This is a genomic window from Streptomyces sp. PTY087I2 (assembly GCF_001687325.1).
Taxonomy (GTDB): Bacteria; Actinomycetota; Actinomycetes; order Streptomycetales; family Streptomycetaceae; genus Streptomyces.
Map to the genome: position 1 here is coordinate 71,593 of NZ_LZRD01000009.1, position 18,251 is coordinate 89,843.

Sequence of the window (18,251 nt, forward strand, 5' to 3'; positions counted from 1 at the left end):
GCGTCCTTTCCGGCGAGCTGACCAGAGGGCCCTCCCGTTCTTGCGATGATCGCCCCGTGACCTCCCCTCAAAACGACCCCGCACCCCGGCCGCCCCAGGGCCACACCCACACCCACGCCCACACGCACAGCCACGGGCCGGCCGCCCCGGTCTCCCGGCATCTGCGCAAGGTCATCGCCGCCGTCCTGATCCCGTTCGCGACGGCGGTCGTCGTCGGCCTGATCGCGTTCTGGCCCGGCGGCGTGCCCGAACACGAGCGCACCGGTGTCGGATTCGACCGGCAGACCCAGTCCGGCAAGGTCGTCAAGGTCGTCAAGGTCGACTGCGCGGACGTCAACGCCGCGCAGGTGCCGCCGACCGGTGACACCTCCACGCCCTCGGGGCGGGAGGCCGTCAACGAGCAGGAGGGGGAGTGCGCGAAGGCCACCATCGAGGTGACCAGCGGCGACGACAAGGGCCGCAGATTCGTCGAGGTGGTCCAGCCGGACGCGCCGCGCCAGCTGAAGGAGGGTCAGGGCGTGGTCGTCGCGTACGCCCCCGACGCGCCGCGCGACCTCCAGTACTCGGTGACCGATGTGAACCGGAAGGTCCCGCTGGCACTGCTGGCCGGGATCTTCGCCCTGGCGGTGGTCCTGGTGGGCCGGATGCGCGGGGTGATGGCCCTGGTGGCGCTGGCCGTTTCGTTCGCCGTGCTGACGCTGTTCATCCTGCCGGCGATCCTCCAGGGCTCGAATCCGCTGGTCGTGGCGGTGATCGGGGCCAGTGCGATCATGCTGGCGGCCCTCTATCTGTGCCACGGGGTGACGGCCCGTACGTCGGTCGCGGTCATCGGCACGCTGATCTCGCTGCTGCTGATCGGGCTGCTGGGCTCGCTGTTCATCGGCTGGGCGAGCCTGAGCGGCAACACCGACGACAACACCGGCCTCATCCACGGCCTCTACCCGGACATCGACATGAGCGGTCTGCTGCTGGCGGGCGTCATCATCGGTTCGCTCGGCGTGCTCGACGATGTGACGGTCACCCAGACCTCCGCCGTCTGGGAACTGCACCAGGCCGACCCGGAGATGGGTTGGAAGGGGCTGTACCGGGCAGGGATCAGAATCGGGAGGGACCACATCGCCTCGGTGGTCAACACCCTGGTGCTGGCGTACGCGGGCGCGGCGCTGCCGCTGCTGCTGCTCTTCTCCATCGCCCAGAGCAGTGTGGGGACGGTGGCCAACAGCGAGCTGGTCGCCGAGGAGATCGTCCGCACGCTGGTCGGGTCGATCGGACTGGTCGCCTCGGTGCCGGTGACCACGGTGCTCGCCGCGCTGGTCGTCTCCGCGGACCGCGCGGGGCCGGGCGGCGCATCGGCGGCTACGGCCGCACCCGCGCGGACCGGCCGGGGCCGTCGCCGTAAGACGGGGTGACGGGCCGCCGGGTGCGCCGGGACGCGGGGGCGAGCCGCGGGGACGAGCGGGCGGGGTGCGACCGGTCAGCCGGCGTTCTGCTCCTCGGCGAGGATGCGGCCGAGCGCGTCCTCCAGGTTCCCGTCGAAATCACCCAGCGTGTGCTCCTGGCCGAGCGGCACGAGCTTGTCCGTCCGGTCGAGAAACGCCACCAGCGGCGCCGTCCCCGCCCGGAACAGCGCGCGATCCGCGCCGACCTGAAGCCGGATGTGCACATCGCCGAGCCCCTCGGGCTCGGTCGGGCCGATGTGCACATCTCCGTCGCCGCTCGGGCTGTTGAGCCCGTCCAGCAGCAGTTCGCGGCCGAACGCCCAGGTCACAGGGGCATCGCCGGGCAGGTGGAACGTCATCCGGATGGCGTACGGATCGCCGACCTCGTACCGGAGCTCCACCGGAATACGGAACGAGAGCTCCTCGGAGACGAGGAAGCTCATCATGACCTCTGCTTGAACCGACTCGCGCATCGTTCAACCCCGCAGTAGATGAAACTGGCCAGGAATGATCCCCCATGGCCCTATTGACGCCATCGTGGTGCACGCGATAGCAGATCACAAGGAGTGATTTTTCAGATACTGATAGAGAACACGAACGAACGCAAGAGGCTGGCGACTTCGCCACGTAGCTGTTCGACTGCGGGCAGCAACCGATCTTCCCGGTCCAGGGGTACGGAAATGGCCATCGCCGCAATGGTGGCACCGGCCGTGACCGGAATCGCGGCACAGACGGTCCCCAGTGCGTACTCCTGGCGTTCGATGACCGGTTCACCTCGTCGGAGGGTGCGCAGCCGTTCCAGAAGCGTGGCGCGATCTCGCACTGAGTAACGGGTGAGGGGCCGAACGGGGTGCCGGTCGAGATGGTCCTCGCGGGCCCTCTCGTCGAGTTGGGCGAGCAGACACTGCCCGATGGCGTGCGCGTGGCCGGTCTCCCGGAACGAGGCCCACTCCTCCACCGCCGGGGTGTCGGGGGCGTCCGCGACCGCGATGAGGTCGATCTCGCCGTCGCAGTAGACGGCGCAGTACACCGGCGCTCCGATGGCGTCCCGCCAGTGGCCGAGGGAGTCGGCGACGGAGACGGGGCGCGGGCGGCTCCTGACCCCGGACGCCGCGGTCAGGTTCTCGGCGGCCGCGCCGAAGAGGAAGACCCCGTTCTCACGGCGGAGATAGCCCTCATGCGTGAGGGTGCGCAGCAAGTGGTACGCGGTCGGAAGCGGAAGCCCCGCCTCGCGCGCCAGTTGCTTGGCGGGCGCCCCGTCCCGATGAGCACCCACAGCCTCCAGCAGCCTCAACGCCCGCTGAACCGAACCGATCAACGTCGGGACAGCGGTGCTCGATGCCGTGGTCAAAGGTCACCCCCAGGCATGGTGACGGGCCGTCGGCCCTCCCGTGGGGGCCGCCCCCACGGGCCTGCCGCGATCCCGAGGACCGGAGGGGACCGGAGATCCGGTGACCATGACCGGTGAGGACCGGTCCGGGCGCCGGCGATCGGAGGCCAACGACCGGACTGTCGTACCCGGAAGCGATCAGGCGATCGACAAGGTGACGGAAGGTCACATTCCGGATGGCGGCAGCGGTTTGCCACTGTATCGGCCACCTGCGGCAGACGGGTGGTTTCCTCCGGGACTTAGCTCTGCTGGGCTAATCCCGCCGGTACGGACGGGACGGGCCGGCCCCCCGCGCCGACCCGTGGTCCGTGGCTTACCGGTCGCCCCGTCGGCTACCAGTCACCGCGCGAGGACGACGACATGAACTTACGGACGACGAAGATCAGACCGCCGACCAGCACGACGAAGATCAGCGCCTTGAAGAGCAGGCTGATCACGAAGCCGACCACGCTGGCGATCAGACCGCCGAACACGAAGATCGCAATGACGGGCACCGCGATCCACTTCACCCACCAGGGCATTCCCGCGTATATCTCCCGCACGGCCATCGCCTCTACCTCGTCTCTCTGAGTCCTTGCCCTCGATGCTAAAGGCGCGAGGGCCCCCGGCGGGGCGCGTGCAGCCCTTGAAGACCCCTGATCGAGCCCCTAGGGATCCCTGAGGGGAGACACCCACTCCCGGCGTGACCGGGCAGGCGGGTCCCGGGGCCCTGGGGGCGGCTCAGCCCTCCGGCGGGGAGAAGACGACCATCACCCTCAGATCCTCGGTGATGTGGTGGAACTTGTGGGCCACGCCCGCGGGCACGTACACGACGCTCCCCCTGCCGACCTGGGTCGTCTCCATCCCCACCGTGATCGACGCACGTCCGCTGACGACGAAGTAGACCTCGTCCTGCTGGTGGGGCTGCTGCGGATCGAGCTCTCCCGCGTTCAGGGCGTACAGACCGACCGACATGTTGCGCTCCCGCACGAACTGCAAATACGCGCCGTCGTTGGCGGCCCGCTCCGCCTCCAGCTCGTCCAGTCTGAATGCCTTCATGGCCCGTTCCGCCCCTTGTGCCCGCGCTGTCGGCTGTCCCTGCACTGCCGGTGTCCACCACCGATCATGTCTGCCACGATCAGACACATGAAGAATTTCGTAGTCAAGACGATCGCCAACGCGGGTGCGCTGGCCGTTGCCATCTGGCTGATCGGCAACATCACCCTGGAGGGCGGCAGCACCGGCCGCAAGGTCCTCACCCTGATCCTGGTGGCGCTGATCTTCGGACTGGTGAACTCGGTGGTGAAGCCGGTGGTCCAGCTCCTGACCTTTCCGTTGTTCATCCTGACGCTGGGGTTGATCACCCTGGTGGTCAACGCCCTGATGCTGCTGCTGACCTCCTGGCTGGCCGGCGTGGTCGATCTCAGCTTCCATGTCGAAGGGTTCTGGACGGCGGTGCTCGGCGGACTGATCATCTCGGTCGTGTCCTGGGCGCTCAATGTCGTCCTGCCCGACGAGAACTGACGCGGGGATTCACGGGGCTGCGGCATCGCGGATCCCAGCATTCGGGATTCCGGGACGCGGCGGAAGGCCGCTCCCGGACCCTCTGGAAGAGTGCAGGGGACACCGGTCTCCACCGGGGAGAACAGCGAAGGAGCAGGCATGAGCACCATGGGCGACGGAACACGTGCGGTACGCGCCGGGCTTCCGGAACCGGAGCAGTTCGAACCCACGCTGCCCGGCCCCGTCTTCGCCGCGCACTTCCACCTCTCCGGCGAACCGGTGGGCCCGTACACCTACGGCCGGGACACCAACCCGACCTGGACCCACCTGGAGCGGGCCATCGGTGAGCTGGAGGCTCCCGGCGAGGAGGTGGGCACGACGGTGTTCGCCTCGGGCATGGCGGCGATCACCGCGGTGCTGCTCTCCCAGGTCCGCTCCGGCGACGCCGTGGTCCTGCCCGACGACGGCTACCAGGCGCTCCCCCTCGTACGGGAGCAGCTGGCGGCGTACGGGGTCGAGGTCCGGACCGCGCCGACCGGCGGCGACGCCCAGCTGGCCCTGCTGACCGGGGCGAAGCTGCTGTGGATCGAGAGCCCGTCCAACCCGGGGCTGGACGTCTGCGACATCCGGCGGCTGGTGGAGGCCGCGCACGCGGCGGGCGCCCTGGTCGCCGTCGACAACACCCTGGCCACCCCGATCGGCCAGCGCCCGCTGGAGCTGGGCGCCGACTTCTCGGTCGCCAGTGACACCAAGGGCATGACCGGCCACGGCGACATCCTGCTCGGCCATGTGACCTGCCGCGACCCCCGGCTGACGGCGGACGTACGGCGCTGGCGCAAGGTCGTCGGGGCGATCCCCGGGCCGATGGAGGCCTGGCTCGCCCACCGCTCGCTCTCCACCCTCCAGCTGCGCATCGACCGGCAGTGCACCACGGCCCTCGCCCTCGCCGAGGTGCTGGCCAAGCGGGCCGAGGTGACGGGCCTGCGGTATCCGGGGCTGCCCACCGACCCCTCGTACGCCGTCGCTGCCCGCCAGATGCGGCGCTTCGGGTCCGTCGTCTCCTTCGAGCTGGCTGACCGGGACACCGCGGAACGCTTCCTGACCGCGCTGCGCCTGGTCGATGACGCGACGAGCTTCGGCGGCGTCCGGTCCACCGCCGAGCGCCGGGGCCGCTGGGGCGGCGACGCCGTCGCGGAGGGCTTCATCCGCTTCTCGGTCGGTGCGGAAGACCCGGAGGACCTGCTCGCCGACGTCGAACAGGCGCTGAACGCGGCGGTCCGGCAGGACCGGGCCTAGAGCCTTTCGTCTCGATCAGGCCGGGGGAGTTTCAGACGGCCCTCCACGGGCCACTCTCTTGCCATGACCGAACGTCCTGTGGTCAAGCGCACCGCACGCGCCGTCCTGCTCGACGGCAACGATCTCATCCTGATCAAGCGCACCAAGCCGGGAGTCGATCCGTACTGGCTCACGCCCGGCGGCGGGGTCGAGCCGGAGGACGCCACCGTCGTCGACGCGCTGCACCGCGAGGTCGACGAGGAGCTCGGCGCCAAGATCGTCGATGTGGTCCCGTGCTTCGTCGACACCGTGGAGCACATCGCGGACGGCGGCGTGACGGGGGTGAAGGTCCAGCACTTCTTCGTCTGCCGGCTGGCGTCGATGGACGTCTCCCTGCGGCACGGCCCGGAGATCGACGAGCCCACCGGGGAGTACGAGATCGTCCGGGTGCCGTTCAGCCGGGTCGGGATCGCGGCCGTGCACCTCGTTCCGCTGTCCCTGCGGCACTACCTGGACGGCAACATCGAGGGCGTACGCGCGATGCACGCCCCCGACCTGGGCTGACGTCCCCGCGGCGAGTCCACGCCCCGGTATCGGCCGCGGCGTCTACTCCCCGGCCGGTACCCGTGGATACTCCCGCTGCGGGACGCCCCGGGGCGGTCGGGCTCGGCATCGTGTTTCACGTGAAACCACTCAAGCGCCCCGTACGCCGAGGGCTCCTCGTCGCCCATGTCGCCGTCTCCGTCAGCTGGCTCGGCCTGGCCGTCGGCCTGCTGGCGCTCGGCATCACCGCGTTCACGACCGGAGATCCCGCCACCGTGGGGGCCGCCACCCGGGCCATGAAGATCTTCGGGGACTGGCTGGTGATCCCGGTGGCGCTGCTCGCCCTGGTCAGCGGCCTGGTGCTGGCACTGGGCACACCGTGGGGTCTGGCCCGGCATCGCTGGGTGTGGACCAAGTTCTGGCTGACCCTGATCACGACGGGGCTGTCGATCTTCTCCCTGCGCCCCGGAATCAACGCGGCGGCCGCCGATGGGGCCGCTGCCGGGGCTGCCGCTGGGGTCGTTGACATCAACCTGGTGATCGCCCCGTCGGTGGCCACCGCCACCTATCTCTTCATCACCGCGATCTCGATCCTCAAGCCCTGGGGGCTCACCCGGCGCGGCAGGCGGCTGCGGATCTCGGCCAGTTCCGCGAAATCGGTGGACGCGCGATCACCCCGTCAGACAGCCTGACCCCATGCACAGCCCTTCACCCCGCTCCCTCGTCGACCTGCCGATCCGACGTCTGAACCGGGGAGACCTGGTCCCCTGCGCCGATCTCTGCGAGGACCGCGGCTGGCCGCGCGACGAACACCGGTGGGGGCTGCTCCTCTCGGCCGGCACCGGGTACGGGATCGACGCCCCGGACGGCAAGGGCCTGGCGGCGACCTGCCTGACCATGCCGTACGGATCCGGCTTCACCGCGGTCGGCATGATGCTCGTCGCCGGACGCTACGCACGTCGGGGGATCGCCCGCCGGCTCATGCGGCATGTGATGGAGACGGCGGGGGACACCCCGCTCGCCCTGTACGCCACGGAGCAGGGCCGGCCGCTCTACGAAGACCTCGGCTTCTCCCCCGTGGGCCGGGCCGAACGCGTCGGCGGCCGTTTCGAAGCGACCGGCTCGGGCGGCTCGGGCTCCGCCGCCCACGCCTCGTCGGCTCTCCCGGCATCGGCGCCTCCGTCGTCGGTCCCGTCCGTGACCACCCGGCCGGCCGCGGCGGACGATCTTCAGGCGATGGTCCGGCTCGACCTCCCCGTGTTCGGCACCGACCGGACCCATCTCCTCGCCCGGCTGCCCGCCTTCGCCGACCGGCTCCAGGTCGCCGAGGACCACGGCGAGCTGGTCGGCTACGCGGCGCTCTGGCCGAGCGGGCAGGCCGAGGTGGTGGGGCCGCTGATCGCCCGGGACACGGCAACCGCTCAGGCCCTGGTCGCGGCCCTGGCCGCCACGACGGACCGGCCGCTGCGGGCCGATGTCGACGACCGGCACAAGGAACTGCTCGGCTGGCTGACGGAACACGGCCTGGAGCCCCTGTCCTGGACCACCGTGATGACGTACGGCATTCCGGAGCTGCCCGGTGACGCCGCCCGCAGGTTCGCCCCGCTCACCGTCGCGACGGGCTGACACGGAAACAGCCGCACCGTCACGAGGGCGGTGCGGCTGAATCGCAGGACGGCTGAGCCTCCGTTCCTCCGGTCGCGGTGCGCGGGAGCGGAGGCTCCGGGGTTCAGTGCCGGGCAGCCGCCACGGGGGCCGGCTCGGGGCTGCTCCCGGCGATGATCCGGCCCTTGCCGCTCTCCCGGCGCTCCAGGAGGCTGGAGAGCACGGCCAGGACCAGCGCCGAGGCGGCGAGCGCGGCGCCGACCCAGTTGGGGGCCGTGTAGCCGAGACCGGCCGCGATGACGAGGCCGCCGAGCCAGGCGGACAGGGCGTTGCCGAGGTTGAAGGCCCCGATGTTGACCGCGGAGGCCAGCGTCGGCGCACCCGCGGCCTGGTCGAGGACTCGCTTCTGCAACGGCGGCACGGTCGCGAAGCCGAGGGCGCCGATCAGGACGATGGTGACGGCCGCGGCGACCTTGTTGTGGGCGGTCACGGTGAACAGGCCGAGGACCACGGAGAGCGCGCCGAGCGAGACGTACAGCAGGGGCATCAGACGGCGGTCGGCGAGCTTCCCGCCGATCAGGTTGCCGCCCACCATGCCGAGGCCGAAGAGGACCAGCAGCCAGGTGACGGACGAGGCCGAGTAGCCGGCGATCTCGGTCATCATCGGGGTGATGTAGGTGATCGCGGCGAAGACTCCGCCGAAGCCCAGGACGGTCATGGCCATCGCCAGCAGGACCTGGACGTTGCGGAACGCGGCCAGCTCGTGGCGGATGCGTACGCCTTCCGCCCTGGGCTGCTCCGGTACGAGCTTCGCGACGCCGAGCAGTCCCACGACACCGAGGGCGGCGACGGCGAGGAACGTGGTCCGCCAGCCCGCGGTCTGTCCGAGATACGTGCCGAGCGGAACGCCGACGACGTTGGCGACGGTGAGTCCGGTGAACATCATGGCGATGGCCCCGGCCTTCTTCTGCGGGGCGACCAGATCGGCCGCGACCACCGAGCCGATGCCGAAGAAGGCGCCGTGCGCGAGGGAGGCGATCACGCGTCCGGCGAGCATGACGCCGAAGACCGGGGCGAGCGCGGACACCACGTTGCCCACGACGAACAGCCCCATGAGCAGCATCAGCATGCGCTTACGGGTGACGCGGGTGCCCAGCAGCGTCATCAGCGGGGCTCCGATGACCACACCGAGCGCGTAGCCGGTCACCAGGAAGCCCGCGGTCGGGATCGAGACCTGGAAATCACCGGCGACCTCGGGGAGCAACCCCATGATCACGAACTCGGTCGTTCCGATCCCGAATGCCCCGATGGCGAGAGCGAGGAGCGCTAGCGGCATGGGTTTGACCTTCCCTGAAGATTGCGTCTGCGCCTTACGAGCGTCCACAATAATTGCAGACGCTGGTTAATTGCAAGCGCGGGCTATTGCGGATGTCCCCTATCCTGGAGTCACGCCGCTCCCGTACGGAGGAGAGAGACATGACAGCGACCGACCCCGCCCTGACCGCCATCGCCCAGAGCTGGTGCACGCTCTCGCTGCTCCACGGGAAGATCGAGGCCCGGATCGAGCGGGCTCTCCAGGCCGGCCACGGGCTCAGCGCACGCGAGTACTCCCTGCTCGACGTGTTGAGCCGGCAGCACAACGGCGTCGGCGGGCATCTCCAGATGAAGCAGGTCGCCGACGCCGTCGTCCTCAGCCAGAGCGCCACCACCCGGCTCGTCACCCGGCTCGAGGACCGCGGGCTGCTGACCCGGTATCTGTGCGACACCGACCGCCGGGGCATCTACACCGACGTCACCGAAGCCGGGCTCGCGCTGCTGGAGGCCGCCAGGCCGACGAACGACAGCGCGCTGCGGGCGGCCCTGGACGAGGCGGCGGAGAACCCGGAGCTCGCGCCGCTGGTCAGGGCGGTCGAAGAGCTGAAGGCCCCAGCCTGACCGGCTCCGCTCCGCAGGCTCCGGTCTACGCCTTCGCTCCACCGGATGCCCCGGTGCCCGGCCTAGGATGCCGATCATGAGTGATCTCGAAATACGCCGTGCCGTACCGGACGACCTGCCCGCGATTGTGGCGATGCTCGCCGACGACCCTCTGGGCGCGCAGCGCGAATCGCCGGACGATCTCACCCCGTACCAGGAGGCGCTCCAGCGGCTGGCCGACGACCCGAACCAGCACGTGATCGTCGCCGTTCGCGAGGACCGGGTCGTCGGCACCCTCCAGCTGACCATCGTCCCGGGGCTGTCCCGCCGGGGCTCGACACGCTCGATCATCGAGGGCGTCCGCATCCACGGCGACGAGCGCGGCAGCGGCCTCGGCACCCAGCTCATCCAGTGGGCGGTGGACGAATCCCGCCGCCAGAACTGCCAGTTGGTGCAGCTGACCTCGGATGTCACCCGCGAGGACGCGCACCGCTTCTACGAGCGGCTCGGCTTCACGGCCAGCCATGTGGGCTTCAAGCTGGCGCTCTGACCGACAGGGAACGGGGTGTGTTTCACGTGAAACACACCCCGTTCCCTGCGTCCTGCGCCCCGGGTCCGGAGCTCAGCCGCCGAGCCCGCGCCAGCCCTCCGCGTCCACGCCGCCGGGCACGGTCGCCCCCGCCTCGTACGGCTCACGCGTGAAGACGAACGAGCCGAGGTCGAGGTGGTCCACCGAGCCGTCGTCCTTGCGTACGACGCGCAGGGTCTCCCCCGCGTAGTAGTCGTTCTGGCCCGTCCAGGTGCCGTCCGGCCGGTACGTGAAGGCCGCTCCGCGCCCCTTGCCGCCGAGCGGCGTCAGCTGGAGGCCCCGGTCCCCGGTGAGGCTCAGCGTGAACGTGCTGGTGCCCCAGTGCCAGACACCGGTCAGCGCGAGCAGCTCGTCGTCCACCTCGGGCAGCGGACGCCAGGGCTCCGGGATCCGCGGCTCGGCCTCGACGACGATGCCGAGGAGTTCGGCGGCCACCGTCGCGGCGGGCAGCCCGGAGGTGACATTGGCGAGGGCGACCGCCGCCACGTCCTCCTCCTCGCACACCCAGAGGCCGGCGACGAATCCGGGAAGCGATCCCGAGTGCCCGAAGAGCACGCGCCCTTCGCCCCCGACGATCTGGAGCCCGAGACCGTAACCGCTGCCGCCCTTCTCCACCGGTACGGCGGGCGTCCGCATCTCCCGTGCGGAGGAGGCCGACAGGACCCGGTCGTCGCCCTCGGTCAGGAAAGCGGCGAACCGCAGCAGATCCTCCGCGGTGGACCAGAGCTGCCCGGCGGGCGCCATGATCCCGAGGTCCTCGGCGGGCTCGCTGAGCATGACGTCGGCCCAGGGGTGGACGGCCCAGCCGCCCGCGTGCGGCGCCACGGGCGCCCTCGTCGTACGGCGCATGCCCAGCGGTTCCAGGATCTCGCGGCGCAACGCCTCTTCCCAGGAGACACCGCGGACCGCTTCCACCAGCGAACCGAGCAGGGTGTAACCCGGGTTGGAGTAGTGGTGGCGACGCCCGGCCGGATGCATCTGCGGCCGTTCCCCCAGCACATCGGCGATCTCCGGCCGCAGCCCGCCGGGCGTCCGCTCCCACCAGGGGGCCGGAGTCTCGGCACCCAACCCCGCGCTGTGGCACAGCAGCTGAAAGACGGTCACCCCACCCACTCCCGTACCGGGGAGGTGCTTCTCCAGAGGGTCGTCCAGATCGATCAGGCCCTCGTCCCGCAGCCGCAGAACCAGAACGGCCGTGAACGTCTTGGTGATCGAGCCGATCCGGTACTGCGTATCGCCGTCGGGAGCATGCCCGTCGACACACGTACGCGCCCCGCTCCAGGCCGTACGCCCCTGCCGTCTCACTGCGGCCACGAGAGACGGCGCACGCCCGTCCCGTTGCGCGACGGCGATGCGGTGCAGCAGGGCGCGCCGGGTACTGGGAAGCAGGTCTTCACCGAGAGAAGTCATGGTCCAACCCTTATCCGACCGGCCGCTCCTTGACGAACCCATTTCCGGGAAAGCCTCGGCGCGCTCACAGCGAGTCGAGGAATCCCCGGACAGCACCGGCGAATTCCCCCGGCACGGTGTCGTGCACGGTGTGCCCGGCGGGAAGCTCGACCAGGCTGGTACGAGCACGCCGTGCGGCCATTTTCCTCGCATGCTCGGCGTGCAGAACCGTGCTGCGGCTGCCGCGGACGAGCAGGGCCGGGCAGTCCGCGCCCAGCCAGTCGTCCCAGTGGTCTCCGTTGAGGAGCTGCTGCGAGGCGTTCATGTCCTGCGGGTCGAAGGCCAGGCCCCAACCGTCCGGATACTCGCGCACGGCGTCCACGAGGTAGGCGGCCGACGTGCCGAGCCCGTCCAGCAGCCCGGACCGTGTCGAGGCACGGTGCGGCCAGGACAGGGCGAAGGACAGATCGTCGTCGACCTCGGCCCCGATGTCCTCGACGATCAGCGCGTCCACCAGCCCGGTCCGCCGGGCAGCGAGCTGGTAGGCGTTGACACCGCCGAGGGAGTGCCCGAGCACGACCGCGCCACGGATTCCCAGATGCTCCAGCACGGCGGCGGCATCCTCGACGTAACCGGACCGGGAGTAGTCGGCGGAACGGTCGGAACGACCGTGGCCACGCTGGTCGAGGGCGATCACCCGCCAGGAGTCGCCCAGTTCACCGGCGAGGCGCGTGAACGTGCACCCCTCCCCGAAGTGCCCGTGCAGGGCCAGCAGAGGACGCCCCGGGCCGCCGAAGTCGAGGAAGGAGAGCCGCCGCCCGGCCAGGTTCAGGGCGCCACGCTCGGGCTCGGGTGGTGTCAGCGGGGTCATGACCGCCAGTATGGGCCGTACGAGGCCGTGCTCGGCCAACTCATCCGGCACGCACCTTTGTTGAACACACCGAACCCGTCGCTCCGGCGGACGCCGGAGCGCGACGAACTCCGTAAGGAAGATCCGCCATTCCCACCAAGACCGTGCAGATCCCCACCGCGGACGGCCTGGCCGACGCCTTCGCCGCCCACCCCGATCACGGCGAGCGGCATCCCGGGGTGCTGATGTACCCGGACGCCTTCGGTATCCGGCCCACCATCCGGGACATGGCTCGCGAACTGGCCGGGCACGGGTACTACGTGCTCGTCCCCAACTTCTTCTATCGGGAAGGGCCCACACCGGTCATCGACCTCCCTGAACACATCGGAGAAGCGGACCGGTCCGCGCTCATCGCCCGGCTGATGCCCCTGATCAAGGGCCTCACCCCCGAACTCGTCCTGAGCGACGCCGACGCCTACCTGGGCTTTCTCGCGGACCAGCCCGAGGTCGGCGCCGGACCGGTCGCGGTGACGGGCTACTGCATCGGCGGCCCCCTGGCGACCCGCACCGCCGCGGCCCACCCCGATCAGGTGGCCGCCCTCGCCGCGTTCCACGCTCCTGTCGCCGCCGACGGGCCCGAGAGCCTGCTCCGTATCGGCGCCGACATCCACTTCGGCCATGCCGCGACGGACATCACCCCCGAGGCACTCGGCGAACTCAACCGGTCCCTGGACGCCGCGGGGGTCGATTACACCTCGGAGATCTACCCCGGCACCGTCCACGGCTTCACCATGTCGGACACCGACGCCTTCGACCCGGCCGGCCTGCGGCTCCACTGGGACCGCCTGCTCCCGCTCCTCGCCCGCGCCCTCGCGAAGGGCTGAGCCGCAGCAACGGAGTCGACCAACGCGCGATTCAGATCGAGGCTTTGAGGGCCTTCCCCAGGGCCTCGCCGAACTCCGCCGGGTGCGTGGTCAGTCCGATGTGCCCGCCGGGGAAGTGCTGGAGCTCCGTGCCGAGGCGCTCGGCCAGACAGGCCGCCGAGCGGTAGGGCAGCTCACCGCGTGAGTCCTGGCCGCCGGCGATCACGAGCCGGTCCGAAAGCCCCTCCAGCCGGCGGATGTCCGGCGCGTAGGACATGAAGCCGGGCACGATCCGCCCGACGAAGTACGGCAGGTCGGCCATCGTCTGCTCGGCGCGTGCCGCCGCTCGGGGTGGAAGCTGGGGTTCGGCCCTCGGCTCGGTGGTGTCGCCGTCCTTCTTGAGGCCCGCGGCGAACACGGCCATCGCCGGCATGAGCCCCTGGGTGCGGAACGTGTCCCGCACGCGTGCGATGAGTGCGCGATGTTCCGCCGCGTCCGGCAGGACCTCCACCACCGGCGGCTCGTGCGCCACCACGCGTGCGACGCGTTCGGGATGGGCGGTGAGCAGGTGCACGGCAACGATCGCGCCCGAACTCGCGCCGAATACCCGGGCGGGTTCGCCGGGCGCCAGCAGTTCCAGTATCCGGAACGCGTCATCGGCGTGCTCGACCACGTGCTGCTCGGCATCGGGGTCGTCCAGCGTGCTGCGGGACATGCCGCGCGGGTCGTAGGTCGCGACGGTGTATTCGGCGGCCAGGTCGTCGGCGATGGCATCGAAGGAGGCCGCGCCGCCCGTCCCTCCGGGCATCAGCAGCAGGAGCGGTCCCTGGCCGCGCACTTCGTAGTGCAAGGTCGCGCCGTCCGTCCGCAGGCTGCCGATGGTCGGATCAGTCATGAGAAGTCTCCTCCTGGGATGGGGGCCAGTGCTCCAGGAGGGTGTGCAGAGCATCGAGGGAACGGGCCCAGGACTGCTGCGGCGCACGCGCGTGCGCGAACCCGCCCATGGCCTCCAGGGCGACGAACCCGTGGAATGTGCTGCGCAGCAGCCGGACCGCGTCGGTCAGGTCGGGCTCGGCCAGCCCGTAGCCGCGCAGCATGCCGTAGGTCAGCTCGACCGCGCGCCGCGGTCCGGGCGCCTTCGCGGTCAGCTCGGGGTCGATCCGGATCGGTGCCTGCGTCGCCGCGTAGCGGCCCGGATGCTGGTGGGCGTACTCCCGCCAGGCGTTCGCGTAGGCCACCAGGGCGTCTCTTCCCGACCGGCCGGCGGTCGCCTCCGCGATACGGATGGTCTTCTCGTCCGCCGCCAGCAGCGCGATCCGGCCGCGCAGATCCTCCAGGCTCCGGACGTGCGTGTAGAGGCTCGCGTCCTTCACGCCCAGCCGCCGCGCCACGCGCGACATGGTCACCTGGTCGAGCCCGGCCTCATCCGCCAGCTCCGCGCCCGCGATCGTCACCCGCTCCGCTGTCAGCCCGGCCCGGACCATGCACCCTCCTAGAATCCTTGAGACCCTAGTTTTAATCTAGGGGTCCTAGGCAGGCAATCGAGATACGGCCCCAACAGGTCGTGGCCACGGCCGCATACGCACGAGCGACCGTCACGACCTGCGCGTCTTCAGCGTCAGGTCTGCGCCATGTCCACGAAGCGGGAGTAGTGGCCCTGGAAGGCCACCGTGATCGTCGCCGTCGGGCCGTTACGGTGCTTGCCGACGATGATGTCGGCCTCGCCCGCGCGCGGTGACTCCTTCTCGTACGCGTCCTCGCGGTGGAGCAGGATGACCATGTCGGCGTCCTGCTCGATGGAGCCGGACTCACGCAGGTCGGAGACCATCGGCTTCTTGTCCGTACGCTGCTCGGGGCCACGGTTCAGCTGCGAGAGCGCGATCACCGGAACCTCCAGCTCCTTCGCCAGCAGCTTCAGGTTTCGCGACATGTCCGAAACCTCCTGCTGACGGCTCTCGGACCGCTTCGACCCGCCGGCCTGCATCAGCTGCAAATAGTCGATGATCACGAGCTTGATGTCGTTGCGCTGCTTGAGGCGACGGCACTTCGCACGGATCTCCATCATCGACAGGTTGGGGGAGTCGTCGATGTAGAGCGGAGCGGCCGATACCTCGGGCATCCGGCGCGCGAGCCGCGTCCAGTCCTCGTCCGTCATCGTGCCGGACCGCATGTGGTGCAGGGCTACCCGCGCCTCGGCCGACAGCAGACGCATCGCGATCTCGTTGCGCCCCATTTCGAGGGAGAAGATGACGCTGGGCAGGTTGTTCTTGATCGACGCGGCGCGCGCGAAGTCCAGCGCGAGCGTGGACTTGCCCATCGCGGGGCGGGCCGCGATGACGATCATCTGGCCGGGGTGCATGCCGTTCGTCAGGGCGTCGAGGTCCGTGAAACCCGTCGGCACACCGGTCATCTCGCCGCTGCGCGAGCCGATGGCCTCGATCTCGTCGAGCGCGCCCTCCATGATGTCGCCGAGGGGGAGGTAGTCCTCGCTGGTGCGCTGCTCGGTGACCGCGTAGATCTCGGCCTGCGCGGAGTTGACGATCTCGTCGACGTCCCCGTCCGCCGCGTATCCCATCTGCGTGATCTTCGTGCCTGCCTCGACCAGCCGCCGCAGCACCGCCCGCTCATGGACGATCTCGGCGTAGTACGAGGCGTTGGCCGCGGTGGGCACGGACTGCACCAGGGTGTGCAGATACGGCGCTCCGCCGACCTTGGTGATCTCTCCGCGCTTCACCAGCTCGGCGGCGACCGTGATCGGGTCGGCCGGCTCGCCCTTGGCGTAGAGGTCGAGGATCGCCGTGAAGACGGTCTCGTGGGCGGGGCGGTAGAAGTCGTGGCCCTTGATGACCTCGACGACCTCGGCGATCGCGTCCTTGGACAGCAGCATGCCGCCGAGGACCGACTGCTCGGCGTCGACGTCCTGGGGCGGGACCCGTTCGAAGCTGGGGGCACCGCTGTCCCAGGCCTCGTCCGAGCCCCGGTCGTGGCGGTCCTCGCGCCCCTTGCGGTCCCCACGGCGCTGGCGGGAGACAGGCAGACGGTCCCCGGGACCGGTCTCGGTCCAGGGGTCGTCCAAAGGCTCGGGAATGCTCACCGGGCCGCCTCCTCCCGTCCGCATCGCGGACCTAGCCGTGCCACTCTTTCTTACGGCACGGCACCGACAAACAGGTCGCCCGACTCCACTTCCGGCGCGTCTGGTTCGGAGGATTCCGGTGCCGGAACGGAGTGCGGGCGCCGCACCACGGTAGGCCCCTCCGCACCGTCAGCCAATCTGGTTATCCACAGGGCATGTGGACGACGGACCAGATGCTGTGGAGAACCCTGCCGATCCTGTGCACGGACCGGGGGACAGCACTGTGGACAAACTCATAGCGCCACTACCGCAACCACCCTGACCTGCATGTTCTCCGTCCACTGACTGTGGGGGAGAAAAACTTCCGCGCTCATTTCAAGATCACCGCAAACGACGCGAGGGGGTTGGCCCCAGCCGGGCGCCAGTAAGGACCACTCAGCAATTGCATCTCTTACCTGTGGAAGATTAGATTGACCCCATGACCCAGGCCTCCGCGACCCCGAAGACCGGCCGCCGACGACACGACCGCGAGATCATCGCCCTTGCCGTCCCGGCGTTCGGCGCACTCGTCGCCGAGCCCCTGTTCGTGATGGTCGACAGCGCCGTCGTCGGCCACCTCGGCACCCCGCAGCTGGCCGGCCTCGGCATCGCCGCAGCCCTCCTGATGACGGCCGTGAGCATCTTCGTCTTCCTCGCCTACGCGACCACGGCGGCCGTCGCCCGCCGCGTGGGGGCGGGCGATCTGCCCGCCGCCATCCGTCAGGGCATGGACGGCATCTGGCTCGCCCTTCTGCTCGGAGCCGCCGTCGTCGCCCTCGCGATGCCGACGGCCCCCTGGCTCGTCGACGTCTTCGGCGCCTCCGACACCGCGGCCCCGTACGCCATCACGTATCTGAGGATCTCCATCCTCGGCATCCCGGCCATGCTCGTCGTGCTCGCCGCCACCGGCGTACTGCGCGGCCTCCAGGACACCCGCACCCCGCTGTACGTCGCCGTCGGCGGCTTCTCGGCGAACGCCGTCCTCAACGTGACCCTCGTCTACGGCGCCGGGCTCGGCATCGCCGGATCCGCGTGGGGAACGGTGATCGCCCAGGCAGGCATGGCCGCCGCCTATCTCGTCGTGGTGATCCGCGGCGCACGCAGGCACGGCGCGTCCCTGCGCCCCGACGCGGCCGGGATCAGGGCCAGCGCGCGGGCCGGCGTACCCCTGCTGATCCGGACCCTGTCCCTGCGCGCCGTCCTGATGATCGCCACCGCCGTCGCCGCCCGCCTCGGGGACGTCGACATCGCCGCGCACCAGATCATCCTCTCCCTCTGGAGCCTCACCGCTTTCGCGCTCGACGCCATCGCCATCGCGGGTCAGGCGATCATCGGCCGGTACCTCGGGGCGGACGACGAGAAGGGCGCGCGCGAGGCCTGCCGTCGCATGGTCGAGTGGGGTATCGGCTGCGGCATCGTGCTCGGCGTCCTCATTGTGCTCGCCCGGCCCCTGTTCATCCCGCTCTTCACGAGCGACCCCTCCGTGAAGGACACCCTGCTTCCCGCGCTCCTGGTCGTGGCGGTCTCCCAGCCGATCGCCGGCGTGGTCTTCGTCCTGGACGGCGTCCTGATGGGAGCCGGTGACGGGCGCTATCTGGCCTGGGCGATGCTGGTGACGCTCGCCGTCTTCGCTCCCGTCGCGCTCCTGGTGCCCTCACTCGGCGGCGGGCTCACCGCGCTCTGGTGGGCGATGACACTGATGATGACCGTCCGCCTGATCACGCTCTGGCTGCGGACCCGGTCGGGCCGATGGGTCGTGACCGGGGCTACACGCTGATCAGCCCGATCCGCCGTCTGTCC

General features: G+C 70.2%; 20 protein-coding genes. 10 read left to right on the forward strand and 10 right to left on the reverse strand.

Features of this window, described 5'->3' with window-relative positions; genetic code table 11:
* Positions 1 to 56: 56 nt before the first annotated feature.
* On the forward strand, positions 57 to 1,409 hold the full coding sequence (locus tag A3Q37_RS11635) for a YibE/F family protein (protein WP_065482039.1): 1,353 nt from the start codon (positions 57 to 59) through the stop codon (positions 1,407 to 1,409).
* A gap of 65 nt (positions 1,410 to 1,474) precedes the next feature.
* Here A3Q37_RS11635 and A3Q37_RS11640 read toward each other — a convergent pair whose 3' ends face one another.
* From A3Q37_RS11640 to A3Q37_RS11655, 4 genes are all read right to left on the reverse strand, one after another.
* Positions 1,475 to 1,912 carry an SsgA family sporulation/cell division regulator gene (locus A3Q37_RS11640; protein ID WP_024263706.1) on the reverse strand — a complete coding sequence of 146 codons (438 nt, stop codon included), beginning with the start codon at positions 1,910 to 1,912 and terminating at the stop codon, positions 1,475 to 1,477.
* A 101-nt stretch (positions 1,913 to 2,013) separates the two neighbouring features.
* Positions 2,014 to 2,790, reverse strand: a complete 777-nt coding sequence (locus A3Q37_RS11645; RefSeq protein ID WP_304364740.1) for an IclR family transcriptional regulator — start codon at positions 2,788 to 2,790, stop codon at positions 2,014 to 2,016.
* 371 nt (positions 2,791 to 3,161) lie between these two features.
* Positions 3,162 to 3,371, reverse strand: a complete 210-nt coding sequence (locus tag A3Q37_RS11650; protein ID WP_065482553.1) for a DUF5326 family protein — start codon at positions 3,369 to 3,371, stop codon at positions 3,162 to 3,164.
* Positions 3,372 to 3,549: 178 nt separating this feature from the next.
* A complete protein-coding gene (locus A3Q37_RS11655) occupies positions 3,550 to 3,867 on the reverse strand; it encodes a cupin domain-containing protein (RefSeq protein ID WP_065482047.1) in 318 nt (105 codons plus the stop codon).
* An 87-nt stretch (positions 3,868 to 3,954) separates the two neighbouring features.
* Between A3Q37_RS11655 and A3Q37_RS11660 the strand changes: the two genes are divergently transcribed.
* From A3Q37_RS11660 to A3Q37_RS11680, 5 genes are all read left to right on the forward strand, one after another.
* Positions 3,955 to 4,332 carry a phage holin family protein gene (locus A3Q37_RS11660; protein WP_065482049.1) on the forward strand — a complete coding sequence of 126 codons (378 nt, stop codon included), beginning with the start codon at positions 3,955 to 3,957 and terminating at the stop codon, positions 4,330 to 4,332.
* A 138-nt stretch (positions 4,333 to 4,470) separates the two neighbouring features.
* Positions 4,471 to 5,607 (forward strand): cystathionine gamma-lyase, encoded by a 1,137-nt coding sequence (locus tag A3Q37_RS11665; protein ID WP_065482052.1) that lies wholly within the window; start codon positions 4,471 to 4,473, stop codon positions 5,605 to 5,607.
* A 63-nt stretch (positions 5,608 to 5,670) separates the two neighbouring features.
* Positions 5,671 to 6,150 carry an NUDIX domain-containing protein gene (locus A3Q37_RS11670; protein WP_065482055.1) on the forward strand — a complete coding sequence of 160 codons (480 nt, stop codon included), beginning with the start codon at positions 5,671 to 5,673 and terminating at the stop codon, positions 6,148 to 6,150.
* A 119-nt stretch (positions 6,151 to 6,269) separates the two neighbouring features.
* A complete protein-coding gene (locus A3Q37_RS11675) occupies positions 6,270 to 6,821 on the forward strand; it encodes a DUF2269 domain-containing protein (protein ID WP_065482058.1) in 552 nt (183 codons plus the stop codon).
* A gap of 4 nt (positions 6,822 to 6,825) precedes the next feature.
* Entirely contained in the window at positions 6,826 to 7,755 is a 930-nt protein-coding gene (locus A3Q37_RS11680) for a GNAT family N-acetyltransferase (RefSeq protein WP_065482061.1), read from the forward strand.
* A 103-nt stretch (positions 7,756 to 7,858) separates the two neighbouring features.
* Here A3Q37_RS11680 and A3Q37_RS11685 read toward each other — a convergent pair whose 3' ends face one another.
* Positions 7,859 to 9,070, reverse strand: coding sequence for an MFS transporter (locus A3Q37_RS11685; protein WP_065482064.1), 1,212 nt, complete (start codon positions 9,068 to 9,070; stop codon positions 7,859 to 7,861).
* 140 nt (positions 9,071 to 9,210) lie between these two features.
* On the opposite strand from A3Q37_RS11685, the gene A3Q37_RS11690 reads away from it, so the two are divergent.
* On the forward strand, positions 9,211 to 9,669 hold the full coding sequence (locus A3Q37_RS11690) for a MarR family winged helix-turn-helix transcriptional regulator (RefSeq protein ID WP_030707398.1): 459 nt from the start codon (positions 9,211 to 9,213) through the stop codon (positions 9,667 to 9,669).
* Positions 9,670 to 9,745: 76 nt separating this feature from the next.
* Entirely contained in the window at positions 9,746 to 10,198 is a 453-nt protein-coding gene (locus A3Q37_RS11695) for a GNAT family N-acetyltransferase (RefSeq protein ID WP_065482556.1), read from the forward strand.
* 72 nt (positions 10,199 to 10,270) lie between these two features.
* Here the strand turns inward: A3Q37_RS11695 and A3Q37_RS11700 are convergent, their stop codons facing one another.
* A complete protein-coding gene (locus tag A3Q37_RS11700) occupies positions 10,271 to 11,647 on the reverse strand; it encodes a serine hydrolase (protein ID WP_065482067.1) in 1,377 nt (458 codons plus the stop codon).
* 64 nt (positions 11,648 to 11,711) lie between these two features.
* Entirely contained in the window at positions 11,712 to 12,497 is a 786-nt protein-coding gene (locus A3Q37_RS11705) for an alpha/beta fold hydrolase (RefSeq protein WP_065482559.1), read from the reverse strand.
* A 143-nt stretch (positions 12,498 to 12,640) separates the two neighbouring features.
* Between A3Q37_RS11705 and A3Q37_RS11710 the strand changes: the two genes are divergently transcribed.
* Positions 12,641 to 13,360, forward strand: coding sequence for a dienelactone hydrolase family protein (locus tag A3Q37_RS11710; protein ID WP_079137750.1), 720 nt, complete (start codon positions 12,641 to 12,643; stop codon positions 13,358 to 13,360).
* Positions 13,361 to 13,391: 31 nt separating this feature from the next.
* On the opposite strand, the gene A3Q37_RS11715 is transcribed toward A3Q37_RS11710, so the two are convergent.
* The 3 genes from A3Q37_RS11715 to dnaB form a co-directional block, all read right to left on the reverse strand.
* Positions 13,392 to 14,234, reverse strand: coding sequence for an alpha/beta fold hydrolase (locus A3Q37_RS11715; RefSeq protein WP_065482071.1), 843 nt, complete (start codon positions 14,232 to 14,234; stop codon positions 13,392 to 13,394).
* Entirely contained in the window at positions 14,227 to 14,823 is a 597-nt protein-coding gene (locus A3Q37_RS11720; protein WP_065482073.1) for a TetR/AcrR family transcriptional regulator, read from the reverse strand. Before A3Q37_RS11720 ends, A3Q37_RS11715 begins: the two co-directional genes overlap by 8 nt.
* A 134-nt stretch (positions 14,824 to 14,957) precedes the next feature.
* Positions 14,958 to 16,433 carry a replicative DNA helicase gene (gene dnaB / locus A3Q37_RS11725; RefSeq protein WP_006126016.1) on the reverse strand — a complete coding sequence of 492 codons (1,476 nt, stop codon included), beginning with the start codon at positions 16,431 to 16,433 and terminating at the stop codon, positions 14,958 to 14,960.
* Positions 16,434 to 16,890: 457 nt separating this feature from the next.
* On the opposite strand from dnaB, the gene A3Q37_RS11730 reads away from it, so the two are divergent.
* Positions 16,891 to 18,228: an MATE family efflux transporter gene (locus A3Q37_RS11730; RefSeq protein WP_065482075.1), complete on the forward strand. Its 1,338-nt coding sequence runs from the start codon at positions 16,891 to 16,893 to the stop codon at positions 18,226 to 18,228.
* The last annotated feature ends 23 nt before the right edge of the window (positions 18,229 to 18,251 follow it).